At 39.0% G+C, this 17,014-nt stretch carries 14 protein-coding genes; 12 read left to right on the top strand and 2 right to left on the bottom strand.

Features of this window, described 5'->3' with window-relative positions; genetic code table 11:
• Positions 1-166: 166 nt before the first annotated feature.
• The 3 genes from G592_RS0102920 to G592_RS0102930 are packed head-to-tail and all read left to right on the top strand — an operon-like array spanning position 167 to position 3,817.
• Positions 167-1,840, top strand: coding sequence for an efflux RND transporter periplasmic adaptor subunit (locus tag G592_RS0102920; RefSeq protein WP_028246489.1), 1,674 nt, complete (start codon positions 167-169; stop codon positions 1,838-1,840).
• On the top strand, positions 1,818-2,582 hold the full coding sequence (locus G592_RS0102925) for an ABC transporter ATP-binding protein (protein WP_155942143.1): 765 nt from the start codon (positions 1,818-1,820) through the stop codon (positions 2,580-2,582). Before G592_RS0102920 ends, G592_RS0102925 begins: the two co-directional genes overlap by 23 nt.
• Entirely contained in the window at positions 2,576-3,817 is a 1,242-nt protein-coding gene (locus G592_RS0102930; RefSeq protein ID WP_028246491.1) for an ABC transporter permease, read from the top strand. Before G592_RS0102925 ends, G592_RS0102930 begins: the two co-directional genes overlap by 7 nt.
• 37 nt (positions 3,818-3,854) lie before the next feature.
• Here the strand turns inward: G592_RS0102930 and G592_RS17780 are convergent, their stop codons facing one another.
• A complete protein-coding gene (locus tag G592_RS17780) occupies positions 3,855-4,655 on the bottom strand; it encodes a LacI family DNA-binding transcriptional regulator (protein ID WP_028246492.1) in 801 nt (266 codons plus the stop codon).
• Positions 4,656-4,810: 155 nt separating this feature from the next.
• Here G592_RS17780 and G592_RS0102940 point away from each other — a divergent pair, with 155 nt between their 5' ends.
• The 6 genes from G592_RS0102940 to G592_RS0102965 are packed head-to-tail and all read left to right on the top strand — an operon-like array spanning position 4,811 to position 11,685.
• Positions 4,811-5,605: an InlB B-repeat-containing protein gene (locus tag G592_RS0102940; RefSeq protein WP_028246493.1), complete on the top strand. Its 795-nt coding sequence runs from the start codon at positions 4,811-4,813 to the stop codon at positions 5,603-5,605.
• A gap of 11 nt (positions 5,606-5,616) precedes the next feature.
• Positions 5,617-7,248 (top strand): glycoside hydrolase family 13 protein, encoded by a 1,632-nt coding sequence (locus G592_RS15485; protein WP_155942144.1) that lies wholly within the window; start codon positions 5,617-5,619, stop codon positions 7,246-7,248.
• An 11-nt stretch (positions 7,249-7,259) separates the two neighbouring features.
• Positions 7,260-8,717, top strand: a complete 1,458-nt coding sequence (locus G592_RS17475) for a sugar ABC transporter substrate-binding protein (protein ID WP_155942145.1) — start codon at positions 7,260-7,262, stop codon at positions 8,715-8,717.
• An 11-nt stretch (positions 8,718-8,728) separates the two neighbouring features.
• Positions 8,729-10,048 carry a carbohydrate ABC transporter permease gene (locus G592_RS0102955; RefSeq protein ID WP_028246495.1) on the top strand — a complete coding sequence of 440 codons (1,320 nt, stop codon included), beginning with the start codon at positions 8,729-8,731 and terminating at the stop codon, positions 10,046-10,048.
• A complete protein-coding gene (locus G592_RS0102960; protein WP_028246496.1) occupies positions 10,045-10,884 on the top strand; it encodes a sugar ABC transporter permease in 840 nt (279 codons plus the stop codon). Before G592_RS0102955 ends, G592_RS0102960 begins: the two co-directional genes overlap by 4 nt.
• An 18-nt stretch (positions 10,885-10,902) precedes the next feature.
• The gene (locus G592_RS0102965) at positions 10,903-11,685 is read left to right on the top strand and encodes an aminoglycoside N(3)-acetyltransferase (protein WP_028246497.1); all 783 of its coding nucleotides are present in this window, start codon (positions 10,903-10,905) and stop codon (positions 11,683-11,685) included.
• Between the two features lie 2 nt (positions 11,686-11,687).
• Here the strand turns inward: G592_RS0102965 and G592_RS16890 are convergent, their stop codons facing one another.
• Positions 11,688-12,848, bottom strand: a complete 1,161-nt coding sequence (locus G592_RS16890) for a glycoside hydrolase family 25 protein (RefSeq protein WP_051194728.1) — start codon at positions 12,846-12,848, stop codon at positions 11,688-11,690.
• Positions 12,849-13,042: 194 nt separating this feature from the next.
• Between G592_RS16890 and G592_RS15495 the strand changes: the two genes are divergently transcribed.
• From G592_RS15495 to G592_RS0102985, 3 genes are all read left to right on the top strand, one after another.
• The gene (locus G592_RS15495) at positions 13,043-14,116 is read left to right on the top strand and encodes a LacI family DNA-binding transcriptional regulator (RefSeq protein WP_051194729.1); all 1,074 of its coding nucleotides are present in this window, start codon (positions 13,043-13,045) and stop codon (positions 14,114-14,116) included.
• A 273-nt stretch (positions 14,117-14,389) separates the two neighbouring features.
• The gene (locus G592_RS0102980) at positions 14,390-16,003 is read left to right on the top strand and encodes an ABC transporter substrate-binding protein (protein WP_028246498.1); all 1,614 of its coding nucleotides are present in this window, start codon (positions 14,390-14,392) and stop codon (positions 16,001-16,003) included.
• A 61-nt stretch (positions 16,004-16,064) separates the two neighbouring features.
• Positions 16,065-17,009 carry an ABC transporter permease gene (locus G592_RS0102985; protein ID WP_051194730.1) on the top strand — a complete coding sequence of 315 codons (945 nt, stop codon included), beginning with the start codon at positions 16,065-16,067 and terminating at the stop codon, positions 17,007-17,009.
• The last annotated feature ends 5 nt before the right edge of the window (positions 17,010-17,014 follow it).

Consider the following 17,014-nt stretch of genomic DNA (forward strand, 5'->3'; position numbering starts at 1 on the left):
TTTCCTAATTTAAAAATCTGAATCTAACTGTATAGTAGCATAAAAAAAGTGTTTAATCTTTGAAATAGTCACATTTTAGATTTCTTAAGATTTACTTTAGGTTTTTCTTAAGAATCTAAATGTATCATCCTATAGTAAGTTAAAAATTGCTTCGGAGGAAAAATAAATGAAGTTAAAAGAAGTGTTAAACAAGATTAAGTTTTGGGAAGGTAAGGATTTAGATCTTGATGATGAAATAGACGAGAAGCTTGATGAAGTAGAAGGAGAGCTTTCAAAGAAGGATAAGAAATTTTTTAAAAAGCTAAATAAAAAAGTTGTAGCGGCAATGGTTATTGCAGCGATTTTAATTTCTAGTATTGCAGGAGTGGCTAGCTTTAAAAAGGCAAGTGCAAAAACAAATGAAGAGGATATGACAATTACTATTCCAGTGGCAAAGCAGGATATTCAAAAGACATTAGCAGCTACAGGAACAATTATTTCTGCAGAGGAAAGCACAGAATTTGCTACAACAGGTGGTTCATATCCAGTTGAGGAAGTGTATGTAAAGGTTGGAGATGTGGTAAAGAAGGGCGATCCTCTTTACAAGCTTGATATGACATCTATGGAGCAGCAGTTAAGCTATCAGCAGCAGGCACTTAATATTCAAAATCAGCAGAATGAGCTCGCTGCCCAGACCGCAGAGGCAGCTTTAAAAAATGCTCAGGATACAGGCGCTGTAAGTATAAACGATGCAAACAGAAGTCTTGCTGAGGCTCAGCAGAATCAGTCAATTGCAAATAGAAATAGAAAGAGTGCTGATGATGCACTTGGTGATGCAAGACGAGCAGAAGATAACGCATATAGAGCATTCAACTCAGCTAAGGAAGCTTTATCAAGAGTTGAGAGTAATCCTGATAGCACACAGGAAGAAAAAGATACTGCACAGGCAAAAGTAAATAATGCAAAGAGTGATTATGAAAATGCCGTTTCAAACAGAAAAACAGCAGAAACTAACCTTGCCTCTGCAAAGGATGCTGTAGATACAGCTAACCGTTCTTTAGATGGAGCATCACAGGCAGCCGGTAAGGCTCAGACAGATGCCAATGCATCAGTTATAACTCAGGCACAGTCAGTAAAGTCTGGAGAGCTTACAGCAAAGGCAAGCACTATTTCAAATCAGCAGGAGATTGCAAAATCAAAGGAGGAGCTTGGCAAGGCTACAGTATTTGCATCTCAGGATGGAACAGTCACAAATGTAAATATCAAGGTTGGCCAGACCTACAGCGGAACAGATGCTATCGTTATTGATAACGTAACAAGCCTTAAGGCTACAGCAGATATTGATGAGGCTCAGATTCCAAACATCGAGCTGGGACAGAAGGTGCAGATAAAGACAGATGCTACTGGAGATGATGTACTAGAAGGTACAGTTACTTTCGTATCACCTACAGCGACAAAAAACAGTACAAAATCAACAGACAGTGATTCTACTACAGCCTCTGTTTCTAAGAGCCGTGCCACATATCGTGTAGACGTAACTCTTAATGGAACAAATGAGCGTCTTAGACTTGGCATGACAGCAAAGATGACATTCATTATCGCAAATGCGAAGAATGCCTTGGCTGTTCCTTCAGCTGATATACAGACAGATTTTGATGGAAGCAAATATGTAGTGGTACAGAAGAAGGATGGTACTACAGAAAATGTTACTGTAACAACTGGTATTTCTGATGATTTCTACACAGAGATTAAGGATGGAAAACTTAAAGAAGGCGCAGAAATCGTTGAGAATTCATCTGAAGGCGGAATAGATGCAACTTTAGATGATATGGGAGCTGATGGAGGTATTTATTTTGAGTAACAATGAAGAAATCCTATTAAAGGCTCGCAACATTAGAAAAAGCTACTACATAGGTACACCAAACGAGCTGGAAATTTTACACGGAATAGATTTGGATATTCGTAAAGGCGAATTTGTTTCAATAGTAGGTCAGTCGGGCTCTGGAAAAAGTACTTTAATGAATATTCTTGGCATCTTGGATAGACAAACAGTGGGAGAATATTCACTTAATGGAATCGATATTTCAAATGCTCCAGCTAAGGAGCTGGCAAAGCTTAGAAACAGACATATCGGATTTGTATTTCAGACCTACAATCTTATTGCAAGAACTGATGCTTTATCAAATGTAGAAATGCCTATGCTTTATGCTGGTCTTTCACCAAAGGAGCGAAGAGCCAGAGCGGAGGAGCTTCTTGAAATGGTAGGTATGACTGAGCGTATGCACCACACACCTGATGAACTTTCAGGTGGACAAAAGCAAAGAGTGGCCATCGCAAGAGCTATGGCAAATAATCCTGATATTATACTTGCTGATGAGCCTACAGGAGCCCTTGATTCTGGTACAGGAAGAATGGTTATGGACATTTTCCACGACCTTCATGAAAAGCAGGGCAAGACAATAGTGCTCATCACTCATTCAAATGAGCTTGCAGCAGAGACTCCTAGAATCATCACAATAAGTGATGGAAACATAATCTCAGAAAAGACTCAGGAGATAAAAATAATCAGACCAGCAACAGAGGAGAGGAAGGAAATATGTTAGTAGAAAATTGTAAGCTTGCCATAATAAGCATAAAGGCTAACAAAATGCGCGCCTTTCTTACCATGCTTGGTATCATCATAGGTGTTGCAGCGGTTATCGCCATTATGACTGTGGGTAACTCTATGACAAAGGGGATACAAAAGCAGTTAGAAAGTTATGGTGTGCAAAACATCGATGTATACATTACACCGTTTGATTATAACGCAGAGCTTTCTGATGCTGATATTGAAAATTCGAAGTTTAAGCCAGAGGTGCTTCATAAATTTAGTGATAATTTTAAGGACAAGGTTAGTGCAATTTCTGTGGAATCCAGTGTTGGAAATGGCGTCGTTCTAAAGAATGACAAGAAGGCTACGGTAGATGTGACTGGCGTTAGCGCAGGATATTTCAAGGCTAACAATCTTAAGCTTAAGGATGGAATCTACTTTGATTCTTCTGCATACGAGTTGGGCACAAATGTAGCTATAGTTTCAGATTTATTTGCAAAGCAGTTATTTGGAGAAAACTACAGTGCTGAGACAATCCTTGGAAATGATTTCGAGGTGAATATCAATGATGAGTATATAAATATTACTCCAGTTGGTATATACGAATTTAAGGCTCAGGGTGGAGGCAAACAAAAAACATCACCAATGTATATGCCACTCAAATCGGCTTGGAATTTAAATCACGATCAGTCTATTTATTATATGACAGTGGTTGCAGCAGAAGGCCAGGATGCTGTTAAGGTTTCAGAGGATATAAAAAAATATTTCATAGATTCTCTTGCTAACCAGCTTGGGGATAAGTTTACCGTAGAGGTATACAGCAACCAGTCTATGATTAAAGAAAATACAGATATGATGAGCAAAATCACCATGGCTATTTCACTTATTGCTGCAATAGCCCTGATTGTAGGTGGAATAGGTGTTATGAATATTATGACTGTATCAATTACTGAGCGTACTCGTGAGATAGGAACCAGAAAGGCTCTTGGAGCAGAAGATTCAATGATTATGCTCCAGTTTATAAGCGAGGCTATTATACTTTGCCTCATTGGCGGACTCATAGGAATGATAATAGGTGTGACTATCGGAGATGTTGCATCAAAGCTTATGGGCTACGCCCCTACAATTTCATTTGCTAGTATCTATATTTCCGTAGGATTCTCAATGGCTATAGGCGTGTTTTTCGGCTACTCCCCTGCAAAACACGCAGCCAGGATGAATCCAATAGATGCCTTGAGATATGAATAATATAGAAAGACTCGCCTCATGATTGGAGGCGAGTTTTTTATATGCATAAATTGTGATTTTCAATATGGATGCGCTCAGCAGCTTGTTCGTATGCCTTATATAATAATTCAAGCTTGTCAGCGGTTATGTCTGGTTCGTAGCATACATTGTATTTATCAGGGATGAAATCCAGTAAAATTTTGTTGGAAATAAGAATGTTTTCACTGGATATCTTTTCCAAATCAGATGGTTGATTCACATAAAGTACGCTGTGGAATGTGTTATTGGTAAATTCCTTTTTTTCAGTGTTAGCTGAGTCCAGCATCACATATTGATACGACTTCCCATTAAATTTCTTTTCTGCCGCAGCCTTAAGGCGTTCCAAGTTTGTATTAATCTGGAAAAACAGAGAGTCATTAATATAACAATCCAAAGCTAAAAGTGGTGCAAAGTTGCAGTCACCTAAAGAGGCAAAGGTCTTTTTATCCAAATCGTAACAGATGAGTGCATCTGCCTGACCATAGTTTTCGAAACGTGATGGAGGAATTAAGAATACATCATAGTTTTTATCTCCCATAAACTGGGCTACAGTTTTCATAACATGCATCTGGTCTGCTGTTTTTAAAACAGATTTGGTTTCAGATATGGCAAAGCCTACCTGATTTTTTCTTTTTGACGCAAGAGCCTTTGCTGCCTGGTTAGGAGAGTAGTTTAGAAGGTTAATTACCTGCAAAACCCTTTTCCTGGTCTCATCAGATATCTTTAAATCTGTCCTTCCGTTGACCACATATGAAACTGTTGCTACTGATACACCAGCCTCTCTTGCAACGTCTTTTATGGTGACTTTTTTGCCTGCCATTTTTCTCCTCCGAAATATTTTTTATTCTCTATTGACATCGAAAAATAAAAATTATACTATGAAGATAGTTTAAACGATTAAACAAGCGATATCAAGGGCTTGTTTATATTTTTAAAATTTAATTTAAACGGTTAAATAGGATGGAGGATTTTGCTATGAAGAAAAGAATTGTTATGAGCTTATTACTTGGTTGCTTAGTGGTTAATTCTGTTTGTCTGACAGGCTGTGGAAGCAGTAAGGAAATGTCTACAACAGAAATTACTGCATCTACTCAGGTAGATAATAATGAGCACACTGTGACATTTTATGATTCGGATGGTTCTACAGTGCTTAAGACTGAGACAGTAGGTCATAAGGAAAATGTGGAAAGCTACGTTCCAGAAAAAGATGGATATACATTTGTTGGTTGGTTTGCCACACCAAAGCTTACAAGAGAGTTTGATTTTGACAGGGCTATTACTGAGGATACTCCTTTGTATGCAGGTTTTGTCAGCTATACTGAGGACACCAGAGAGTTTTATATTGTAGGTTCTGGTACTTCGGATGTCTTAAGTGAATCAGACTGGGGAAAGGTTATTGGAGAATCCCAGAAGTTCACAAAAGAAGATGTGGAAAATGAAAACGTATATACGATAACCCTTGAGCTTAACGAGGGAGATCAGTTCCAGTTTGCAACTGATTCTAATTGGTCAGATCAGAGAGGCTATGGTTATCTTGAGTCAGGAATGTTTGATGGCACTACATATTTCAAGAATGCGGGAGGCTTGGGAGATACACCTGCTGAGAAGTCGAATATCGAGGTTGCTGTTGCAGGTACATATACCTTTGTACTTACAACTTATCCTGGTGAAGATGTGTACGACGAGGAAGATCCATACTATACAGAGGAAACAAGAGAGAATTTTAACTCAAACCCATATGACAAGATTACCTGGAATTTCGTAGAATAAGGAGTTTTTAGATGAATAAGCACGCACTGTTACATATACCAGAATCGAGATTTTGCTTTCCATTATCAAAGGAGGAGGTAGTCATCAGACTCAGAACTGCGCGAGAAGATGCAGAGGCTGGTCTGAAGGTAAAAATTATTTACGGCGTTAAATATGACTATCAACAGGAGCGATTTACAGCAGAGGTTCCTCTTAAATATGAAGATGAGCTTTATGCATTTTATGAAGTGAAGCTACATATTAGTGATGTTCGACTGGTATATATCTTTGAGCTTGAGGAAAAAGGAAAGAAGTATTACTTCAGTGAGGATGGTCTTACAAATGACTACAACTACGATGAATGCTTTTATAATTTCTTCCAGCTTCCATATATTAATGAAAATGATGTTATGCCTATGGTGGATTGGATGCCAGGCACAGTTTTCTATCAGATATTTGTGGATAGATTCTGCATTGGAGATGAGAACAAGGACATGTCCTACATTGATATGAAATGGGGAGATAAACCTACCCCTAAGAACCATGCCGGTGGAGACTTAAAGGGCATTATAAAGCGACTGGATTATCTTAAGGACTTAGGTATTTCAGGTATTTATCTTACTCCTATATTTGAGTCAGAATCCAACCATAAATATAACATTGTCGACTATAAGAAAATTGACCCACAGTTTGGTACTACAGAAGATTTGGTAAAGCTTGTAGATGAGGCTCACAAGCGTGGAATTAGGATTGTTCTAGATGCTGTATTCAACCATTGCAGTGACAAGATGGCAGAGTTTTTGGATGTTGTAAAAAATGGCAGGGATTCTAAATTCTATGACTGGTTCATTATCGATGGTGACAAGCTGGATTTAAAGAAAAGAAATTATGAGTGTTTTGCTCACTGTGAATATATGCCAAAGCTTAACACAGCAGTACCGGCAGTTCAGGAATTCCTTCTTGATATTGCTACTTACTGGATTGATGTGGCAGATATTGATGGCTGGAGACTTGATGTGGCAGATGAGGTTTCACATGATTTCTGGCGTCAGTTTAGAAAGGCTGTAAAGGCTAAGAAGAGTGATGCGGTTATCATCGGAGAAAACTGGCATGATGCATATCCAGCTCTTATGGGAGAGCAGCAGGACAGCATTATGAACTACGCATATACGAAGGTATGCCTGGATTATTTCGCAAAAGAGAGATGTGATGAGAAGAAGACAGTTTTCCATTTGAATTCCATCTTAATGCGTAATATGGAGCAGGTAAATTATATGATGCTTAATTTGCTGGATAGCCATGATACACTTCGCTTTTTCACTGAGATAGGTAAGGATAAGAAAAAGCTTGAGACAGCTCTAGCTCTTACCATGTTTTTCCCAGGTACACCTTGTATGTACTATGGTACTGAAATCGCCATGGAGGGAGCATATGATCCTGATTGCAGACGTTGCTTTGATTGGGATAAAAAACACTGGGATATGGAATTGATGGATGCCATTAAAGGTTTGTTGGCACTAAAGAAAAATCCTGTTTTACAGTGGGGTGATGTTTCTATAAAAGAAGAAAATGGGGCAATTAAAGTTGTAAGAAGCTACGAAGGAAAGAGCGCAGTTCTTACAATAAACAGTCCTACCGCATATACGATACAGATGAATGCATAGGGGGAATTAGAATGAAACGAAAGATAGCAATGGTGCTTGTGGCAGCAATGTCTCTTGGTCTACTAAATGGTTGCGGCAGTAATGGGAATAATGGAGACAAAACAAGTGAAGGTACCACAACAAATGGAATCTTCTCTGGAGAGCTTGAAGAAAATGTCACTATACAGGTTTTGGAAAATGACACTGCCATTTCAAAGGGATACTTTAGTCAGCTTATTGAAGCCTTTAATAAGGAATATGAACAGTATGGTATAACAGCTGTTGATGCAAATATGGATCAATACCTGGATTTAGCAAACGATGGCCCTTACGGTTATGGCCCGGATGTGCTTTATCAGGCAAATGATGTGATTATGCAGTATGCTCAGGGAAAACATATTTTGCCACTTCCAGTGGAGAAATTAGATTGTTATTCCCAAATCCCAAAGGCTGCATGGCAGGCATATGAGGTTTCTGTAGAAGGAAATACATATACATGCGGAGTTCCTGTGAATGTTCAGGCACCAATGCTTTATTACCGAAAGGATTTACTTCCTGATAATTGGAAAGACAACTGGGATTCTAATTCCAATGATGTTCCGGATATGATTGAGGACTGGAATGATATGTATAATTTTTCAGTTCAGCGTCATCAGGAAAATCCAAATCAGTATGGATACATGAAATCCTTATATGACGTGTATTTCTCCAGCGGATTTCTTTTTTCATATGGCGGATATATCTTTGGAGAGAACAATACAAATCCAGAGGACATCGGATTTGCTGCATGCGATTCCGCAAAAGGAGCCATGGTGCTCAGTCAGCTTGCAGGTGTTATGAATGAGGATTGTATCGATGATACAATCACTACAAATGCTTATAGTAAGCTTGCGGATGGTACTTATTTTGCTACACTTTCCACACCGGATACATACTCAACATTTTATGATGAATTAGTTAATGAGTATGTGGGACAGGGTAAGGCTCAGGAAGAAGCAGAGGAGATGGCTAAGGAAAATCTTGTTATGACAGGACTTCCAAAGCTTCCTGAAAGTGGAAATCTTACTGAAGATGACCCTAAGCTTGTGGATAGCAAATCAATGGGTGGCGTAAATGGATATGCTATCAGTTCTTACACTAAATATCCTAATGCTTGCCTTGCCTTCGTAGATTTTGCTACCAGCTATGAGATGATTATGCTCAGAAACGAAACACTTGGAATAGCACCAGCTAGAGAGGATGCTGCATCAGATTTAGGTGGTCTTTCGAAGAATATGTTTGACGAGCTTGATAAAGGAAATATTGTGCTCATGCCATCCATTAAAGAGGTCAGCCAGATTTGGACTCCTGGCCAAACATTCTTTACTGATTTGGCAAAGGATGCATTTAGAAGTGAATCTGAGAAGAAATACAAAGACTTGGATTCCATGAAGACTGGACTGGAGGATATGTGCAGCCAGATTCATGATGCGATTTACACCTTGGAATAGAGGGAAGGATAATGTTAGAAGGACTTAAAAATCACATAGGAGTTTTAAAAAACAGCTCATGGCGGGTGAAGCTATCGGCGCTGATAATGGGTAGCGGTCAGATTTTTTATGGGTGCATTGCCAAAGGTATTATTTTCCTGCTTTTGGAAATTGGATTTATATCATATATGGTTTCAAGAGGCTGTGATGATATAGAGGGATTTTTTACTTTGGGAACTCAAAAGGCTGACGCCTGGCTTGGTATAGCAGGAGATAATTCTGTTGTTATGCTTCTGATGGGAATCTTTGCCTGGATAATAGTGGCTCTTTTTATTGGAATATATTTCACAAATATAAAGGATGTCATTAATATCGAAAATACGATAATTTCAGGAAAGCAGCCAAAGGGATTTATTGATGAGCTAAAGGGATTAGTAGATAGAAAATTCTATGTGACTGTATTGGTTTTACCTGTGATTGGAGTATGCATTTTTAATATTCTTCCAATTATATTTATGATACTTATATCATTTACTAATTATGGTGGAAGCGTAGTTCCGCCCGAGCTTGTAGACTGGGTTGGGGTGGATAATTTTAAAAAGATACTTACACTCTCAAAGTTTGCGCCCACCTTTATTAGAATATTGGGCTGGAATATTTTATGGGCAGTGGTTTCTACAACACTTAATTATTTTGCCGGAATAGGTCTGGCCCTGTTATTAAATAAAGATTGTGTAAAGGGAAAAGCATTTTTCAGAGCATTTCCAGTTTTAGCTTATGCTATCCCTGGATTTATTACACTGTTGGCCTTTAAGTTTATGTTTTCATATGGTGGCCCTATAAATCATATGATTAAAAGTGCAGGCGGTGTGCCAATTGGATTTTTAGATTTGGATGCCAAGTGGATAGCAAGACTGATAGGTCTTTTGGTTAATTGTTGGATAAGTGTTCCATCCATTATGCTGTTGGCCACAGGCCATTTGTCAAACAGAGATATGTCTTTATATGAGGCAGCAAAAATAGATGGTGCCACTCCTTTTCAGCAGTTTAAAAAGCTGACTTTACCATTTATGCTTTTTGCCACCATGCCAGTATTGCTGGGACAGTTCATTGGAAATTTCAATAATTTTGGAATCTTCTATTTCCTTAGAGGCGGATTATATCTGGATGGATATTTCCTGGCAAGTGATACAGATTTGTTAATAAACTGGCTTTATAATCTTTCAATTGATAACAACTATTACTGCATAGGTGCAGCTATCAGTTTGATAATCTTTATTATCACTTCTGTGATTTCACTTTTGGTTTATGTGAATTCACCATCATTTAAAGAGGAGGATACGTTCCAATGATAAAAAAGCATAGCGTTGTCAAAGTCGTAGATGCATTGTGGACATATGCCCTTCTTATAGCTGTGGGATTTGTATTTTTCTTCCCATGCCTTTGGATAGTGTTGGCCTCATTTTCAAAATCAGGAAGTATCTATTCCTTTGAAGGGTTCTTTCCAAGCACCTACAGCATAGATACTTTTAAGAAATTATTTACCGACACTACAATGTACAATTACCCAAGATGGTTTTTCAATACTTTCTTTGTGGCAGTAGGAAGTTGTATTTTAGGAACATTTCTCACAATTCTTACAGCATATACCATGTCGAGATTTGAGTTTAAAGCAAGAAAACCAATGATGAAAACGACAATGGTTCTTGGCATGTTTCCATCCTTTATGGGAATGACAGCAGTGTATATTTTGATGACACAGTTTGGTTTGATTAATCAGATTTGGGGGCTTATCTTAATCTATGCAGCTGGCGCACCAATGGGATATCTGACACAAAAGGGATTTTTTGACACCATCCCAAAGGCCATAGATGAGGCGGCAAAAATAGATGGAGCAAATTCTGCTCAGATATTTTGGAAAATCAATTTACCATTGGCAAAGCCTATTATCGTATATACGGCACTGACTTCTTTCACATGGCCATGGTCGGATTTCATTTTGCCAAAGCTTTTACTGAAGGAAAAGGACTTATACACAGTGGCAGTAGGGCTTATGAGTCTTGATGAAACTGAATTTGCCAGGTTTGCAGCAGGCAGTGTGTTTATTGCAGTTCCTATTGTTATTTTGTATTTTGCCCTTGTGAAAAACATGGTTAATGGCATAGCAGAGGGAGCAGTAAAGGGCTAAGACATTAGGGGGATAATTATGAAACCGGTTATGAAAAATGAAATCATAGATGCTTTAAGAAACGTGGGTCTGACTGCAGGTGATGCTGTTATGGTCCACACATCTTTAAGTCATATAGGATATGTTTGTGGAGGTGCCCAGACTATTATTGAAGCACTGATAGACGTAGTTGGCCAAGAGGGTACCATTATAATGCCAACTCAGTCATGGAAGAATCTTGATCCTGCGACAGGAGTACACTGGGATGTAGATGAGCAGTACTGGGATTTGATACGCCAGCACTGGCCAGCCTATGACAAAAATATTACCCCTACAAATACCATGGGCGCAGTTGCTGAGATGTTTAGAAAATGGCCAGGAGCTGTTCGAAGTGATCATCCTGCCAGGTCCGTTGCAGCGTGGGGAAAGCATGCCAGATATATCACAGAGAATCATGACTTATGTGATATTTTTGGGGATGATTCGCCAGTAGGAAAGCTTTATAAATTGGGTGGAAAGGTGCTGCTTATAGGTGTGGATTATGACAAGAACACATCTATTCATTTGGCAGATGTGAGAGCTGAATACGATAGCAAGCACAACACCATTGAGCACAGCGCTGTGATGGAAGATGGAAAACGTGTCTGGAAATCATACGAGACGTTGTTTGTAGATGGCGAGGATTTTATTGAGATTGGACATGCCTTTGAAGAAGAGCATGTTGTTAACAAAATAAAATTAGGTCACGGTGAGCTAAGATGTATGGCTCAACGTGACCTGGTAGATTTCGCTGTTAAGTGGATTGAAAATAATAGAAAATAGTTTTAGTAGTAAGCTACAGACATATCAACTGGCTTTGGTGCACCTGGAACAACTGCTTTATCTGTGTATTGCCACATAGAGCATTTTCCGCTATAGCTTGGACCTGATTCCAATGTGGAGAGGTCCTTGCTATACCATGCCAGCCATACCATATAATTCTGCTCAATCTGAGAAATATTCCATTTTGCATTATTTAAAAGTTCATATCGATTAGCATAAAACATTGGTGTATATCCACGGCTTTGTACCTGAGCAAGAAATGCCATCGCAATGTTGCTTCGTTCATCCTTTGAAAGGTTGTACTGTCTGCTGGTAGGTTTTTCGTAGTTCTCACAGTTATATACAACTGGAAGTGAAATAGAATAGCCAGAAATATAATCTGCAACCCAATTTGCCTCTGTCACAGCCTCCTCCTGAGTGGTGGCAGTGGAGAAGAAGTAAACACCTACTTTGATACCGTTATTGATGGCGCCCTGTAAGTTGGCTTTAGCATTTCCGTCTTCTAAAATCTCTCCAGTAGTAGATTTTCTAAGTCCCACACGGATAATGGCACTATCGATACCAGATGCAGCTACCTGAGCCCAATCAATAGAACCCTGATATACAGAAACATCTATTACCTTTCTTGCATTTGAACCCTGATTTGCCTTTGCAGCTTCGGCCTGTGCGGCTTTTTCCTTCTCGGCTTTTTCAAGTGCTTCCTGTTCAGCTTTCTTTTGTTCCTCTAAAAGCTTGGCTTCTTCGGCTTTTTTAGCTTCTTCAGCCTTTTTTGCTTCTTCAGCTTTCTTAGCCTCCTCAGCCTTTTTAGCTTCCTCGGCTTTCTTTGCTTCTTCAGCTTTCTTTTTTTCTAATTCTGCAGCTTTTTCTTCTTCGGTAGGTTCGTTAACAACAACTTCGATTTTTACATCGCCATAATCTATAGGCTCTGGTGTTGGCTCAGCTTCCACAACGGGTGTTGGCTCTGGCTGCTCGTAAGCAACAATTTCTTCTTCCTCCATATCAGTGGAAAGCTTTTGGGCAAAAACAAAACCGCCCACACCAAGTGAAATAACAGCAACAGTAACACCACCGATAAGAAGTCTGCGCTTTAAAACTCTCATTTTGCGACGCTTCTCGCCCAGTGCTACCTTCTGTTTATAATCAAGATCTTTATAATTCTTCACAATATCCTCCAATAACAATAGATAAATCACAACTTAACTATACCGTGATTATCCAACATGTGTACCATAATAACACATTTTGAGGTATAACGCACATAAGTAAAACGTTTTAGCGGCCGAAATGTTTACATTTTTTAACTTTATGTTAGAATTATGAATAAAAATGGTAAAGTTTTACTTGGGGGAAGTATAATATGCCTAGAAAAGCAATGGAGAATTCTATTACTATCAAGGATATTGCTGCGCTTTGCAACGTATCCATTTCTACCGTATCTAATGTATTGAATGGCAGGACTAATAAGGTCAGTGCAGAAGTATACCAAAGGATTATGAAGGTGGTGAAGGAGACAGGTTACAAGCCTAATTATCTGGCTAAGAACCTGAGAGCCACTTCCACTAAGACAATTGGTGTTATCGTGGAAGATCTGATTATCTTTTCTACTGCACCTATTGTAGAAGGCCTTATGAAGAAGGCCGAAGAACTTGGGTATAGTGTAGTTATCGAAAACATGAGGCTCTTTGGCAGATGGAGCGATGGCTGGATGAACGATAAGGCTATGCTTCAGGCATCACTGGAGCCAGCTATTAACAAAATGGAAGCCATCAATGTAGATGGAATTGTCTATATTGCCGGCTATGAACATGTTGTAGATATAGACAGAAGACCGGAGAATATTCCATTTGTTATCGTCTATGCCAATTCTTCTGACGAAACCATTCCAAGCTTTAAGCTTGATGATGAAAAAGGTGGATATATCTCCTATAAGTATCTTTATTCAATGGGGCACAGAAATATAGGAATAATAGCAGGAGAGCCATCCAGTCCTCATACCGTCAACAGATTGCGAGGCATTCAGCGTGCAATGTTTGAGGTGGGAGAGCTGTTTAATCCATCTATGGTTATGTACCAGACCTGGAATAAAGAGGGTGGCTACAATGGCATGAAGCAGCTGGATGGAATGGATATTACAGCTGTGCTTTGTCTGTCGGATTTGATTGCATCTGGAGTTTACCAATATCTACAGGAAAGAAATTTGAAGCCTGGACGGGATATATCAGTTATTGGTTATGACAACCACGAGGTTTCATGGCTTTTATATCCTACACTTACTACAGTGCCTCTAGCATTGGTGGAGCTGGGAGATGCAGCTACTACATGGCTTATCAATAAGTGTGAAAGCAAAGATAATAATGAAGAGAATAAGCCTGTTCATTTCAGTATCGCAGGAGAATTGATTGAACGAGAATCAGTTCTAAAAATAGAATAACAAAGTAAAAACTATTGGGTTTACCTGAGAAATAAGGGTAAGCCCTTTATTTTTTTTGCCCGATATTAGTGAAACGATTTTGTTAATTTACGAACAATTTGTGAAAACATAACAAATTATTATGCATTTTAACGGGAAAATACACAATTGACTATATTGATTTCGAAAAATATAATAATTTACATAAGGTAAAACGATACACCAATTAGGCGTTGGAGTATCGAGGGGAATAATAAAAATATATATTAGAGAACACGAATGGAGGAGAAAGGAATGGGTTTAAGAAAACGCTTTATGTCTACGATGCTCATTGCATCTATGGCAGCAACACTTTTTGGCTGTGGAAGTGCCAGCAGCGATTCTGCAACAGAGAGTGCACAGGTAGCTGAAGAGGCTAAGGCTAATGGTGCAGATGTTGCACAGGCAGTTATCGATGCCAGAAAAGCAAAGGCTGAAGAAACAGGTGAATATCAGAAGGTTATTGTTTCCTTCTTTGATTGGACAGGAGCACCTGCAGGAATCGACAGAATTAACGAGGCAATCAGTGAGCACACACGTGAGACACTTGGACTTGATGTTGAATTGATGATTATTGATTCAGCTGCTTACAGTGATGATATTAAGCTTATGCTTTCATCAGGTGAGCAGGTTGATCTGTTCTCAACTTGCGGACCAGGATACATGACATGTGTTAACAATGGTTACACATTAGACCTGGAGGAAGACGATTTACTTGCTACTTACGGTGCAGAGCTTAAAAATTTAATTAGAGCAGATTATCTGGATGCATGCCGAGTAGGCGGCGTTTTATACGGTGTTCCACCTATTAAGGATTACGCTATTCAGACAGCTACAATTCTCGTAGGTACAGAATATCTCGAGGGTGCTGGATATGATGTTTCTAAATTTGAAAAGGATGAGCTGGGATATTACAAAGCAACATGGGATGATGTGGATGAAATCTTCGCAGCAATCCACAAGGCATTCCCAGATAAGACAGTTTTCTCTACACAGGACAACCTTTTAACTCAGGGAAGCTGTGTTGATAACGTAGCTGGTGATTATTACGGAACACTCCTTGATCCAGCTAACAGCCTTAAGATTGAAAATGTATATGAGTCAGATTTATTTAAAGAGTGGGCTGAAAGAGCTTACGCATGGAATCAGGCTGGATATATTTCAGGCGATGCTATGAGTGATAAGACAGGTGCTTCTGCAAGAATCAAGTCAGGTTCTTTCATGGCTATGATGTCACAGAGCAAGCCAGCTTATCAGAATCAGATTAACGGAGAGTGTGGTCGAGACATGACAATTTTTGATGTTGGCGAAGCATTTATGTCATCATCAGCAGTATCATCATTCCCTTGGTGTATCAATCAGTCAACAGAGGATCCAATTGCAGCTATGCAGGTGTTAACAGCTCTTTACACAGATCCAGAAGTTGCAAATCTTGTTTGCTGGGGCCAGGAAGGTGTTGAGTATAAGGTAAATTCTGACACATCTATCAACTGGGCAGACGGTGTAAACGCAGACAATTCTGAGTACTATCCAAACGTACTTTGGATGATGCCTAACCAGTATGCAGCTCACGTTTGGGAAGGTGACCCAATCGATGTTGGTCAGCAGACAGCTGATTTCAATGATAACTGTGCAGTTAAGTCAAAGGCTCTTGGATTTACATGGGACAATACAGATTACTCAGCTGAGTTTACAGCTCTTAAGAATGCATACGAAGAGTTCAGTGGACAGGTTGTATACGGCTTCGTTGATCCTAAGACTGGCTTGAAGGAACTTAATGATGCTTTATATGCTGCAGGACTTCAGGATTATATGGATGCTAAGCAGGCAGCACTTGATGAATGGGCAGCAGAGAACGGTATTAAATAGTAGTAATTATGAGCCGGCTGAAATATAGCCGGCTCTATTATTAGAAGAAGATGGTGAAGACATGAGTGGGAAGACTAAAAGTGAAAATGAAAAGAAAAATCTGAAGAGGCGTCTGAAGAAGTATTTTCCGATCTATATCATGGCGCTTCCAGGATTAATTTATCTGTTTATAAATAACTATATGCCCCTTCCAGGATTGATTTTGGCATTTAAAAAATATAATGCCAGAAAGGGTATATTTGGTTCGGATTTTGTAGGTTTTAAAAACTTTAAATATCTCTTTGCAACGAGAGATGCCTTTGTAATTACCAGAAATACCATATGTTATAATCTTGCATTTATTATCGTAAATACGATACTGGCAGTGTTTGTGGCCATATTGATCGCAGAGATGACATCAAAATGGAAGAAGGTTTATCAGTGTCTTATTCTTTTGCCATATATGGTTTCAATGGTTATCGTAAGTTACCTGGTATATGGATTTTTGTCTAACGACAATGGTTTCATTAATAATACAATACTTCCATTGTTTGGGGCAGATCCAGTACAGTGGTATATGGAAAAGAAATACTGGCCGTTTTTCCTGACATTCGTAAATGCGTGGAAGGTAATCGGATACAATTCCATCATTTACATATCAACTATTTTGGGAATAGACAGAGGCATTTATGAATCTGCAGCTATTGATGGCGCAAGCAAATGGATGCAGATAAAGAAAATTACAATACCTTTGCTAAAGCCAACAGTAATTATGATGACACTGCTTGCAGTAGGAAGAATTTTCTATTCAGATTTTGGACTGTTCTACCAGGTTCCACAGAATCAGGGCTCCCTATTTGCTGTAACAAATACAATCGATACTTACGTCTACCGAGGATTGTTGGAGCTTGGTGATATGTCCATGTCTGCTGCGGCTGGTTTGTATCAGTCTATCGTTGGATTTATTTTGATTTTGGCTGCTAATTATTCTGTCAGAAGAATTAATCCTGACAGCGCATTATTTTAAGGGAG

Origin of the sequence: Pseudobutyrivibrio ruminis CF1b (assembly GCF_000424005.1) — a bacterium.
Lineage (GTDB): Bacteria > Bacillota > Clostridia > Lachnospirales > Lachnospiraceae > Pseudobutyrivibrio > Pseudobutyrivibrio ruminis_C.

Coding starts and splice junctions, on each gene's coding strand:
- G592_RS0102930 (WP_028246491.1), top strand. CDS start 2,576: ATGTTAGTAGAAAATTGTAAGCTTGCCATAATAAGCATAAAGGCTAAC.
- G592_RS0102920 (WP_028246489.1), top strand. CDS start 167: ATGAAGTTAAAAGAAGTGTTAAACAAGATTAAGTTTTGGGAAGGTAAG.
- G592_RS0102960 (WP_028246496.1), top strand. CDS start 10,045: ATGATAAAAAAGCATAGCGTTGTCAAAGTCGTAGATGCATTGTGGACA.
- G592_RS0102980 (WP_028246498.1), top strand. CDS start 14,390: ATGGGTTTAAGAAAACGCTTTATGTCTACGATGCTCATTGCATCTATG.
- G592_RS15495 (WP_051194729.1), top strand. CDS start 13,043: ATGCCTAGAAAAGCAATGGAGAATTCTATTACTATCAAGGATATTGCT.
- G592_RS0102985 (WP_051194730.1), top strand. CDS start 16,065: ATGAGTGGGAAGACTAAAAGTGAAAATGAAAAGAAAAATCTGAAGAGG.
- G592_RS0102925 (WP_155942143.1), top strand. CDS start 1,818: ATGGAGGTATTTATTTTGAGTAACAATGAAGAAATCCTATTAAAGGCT.
- G592_RS17780 (WP_028246492.1), bottom strand. CDS start 4,655: ATGGCAGGCAAAAAAGTCACCATAAAAGACGTTGCAAGAGAGGCTGGT.
- G592_RS0102965 (WP_028246497.1), top strand. CDS start 10,903: ATGAAACCGGTTATGAAAAATGAAATCATAGATGCTTTAAGAAACGTG.
- G592_RS0102955 (WP_028246495.1), top strand. CDS start 8,729: ATGTTAGAAGGACTTAAAAATCACATAGGAGTTTTAAAAAACAGCTCA.
- G592_RS0102940 (WP_028246493.1), top strand. CDS start 4,811: ATGAAGAAAAGAATTGTTATGAGCTTATTACTTGGTTGCTTAGTGGTT.
- G592_RS17475 (WP_155942145.1), top strand. CDS start 7,260: ATGAAACGAAAGATAGCAATGGTGCTTGTGGCAGCAATGTCTCTTGGT.
- G592_RS15485 (WP_155942144.1), top strand. CDS start 5,617: ATGAATAAGCACGCACTGTTACATATACCAGAATCGAGATTTTGCTTT.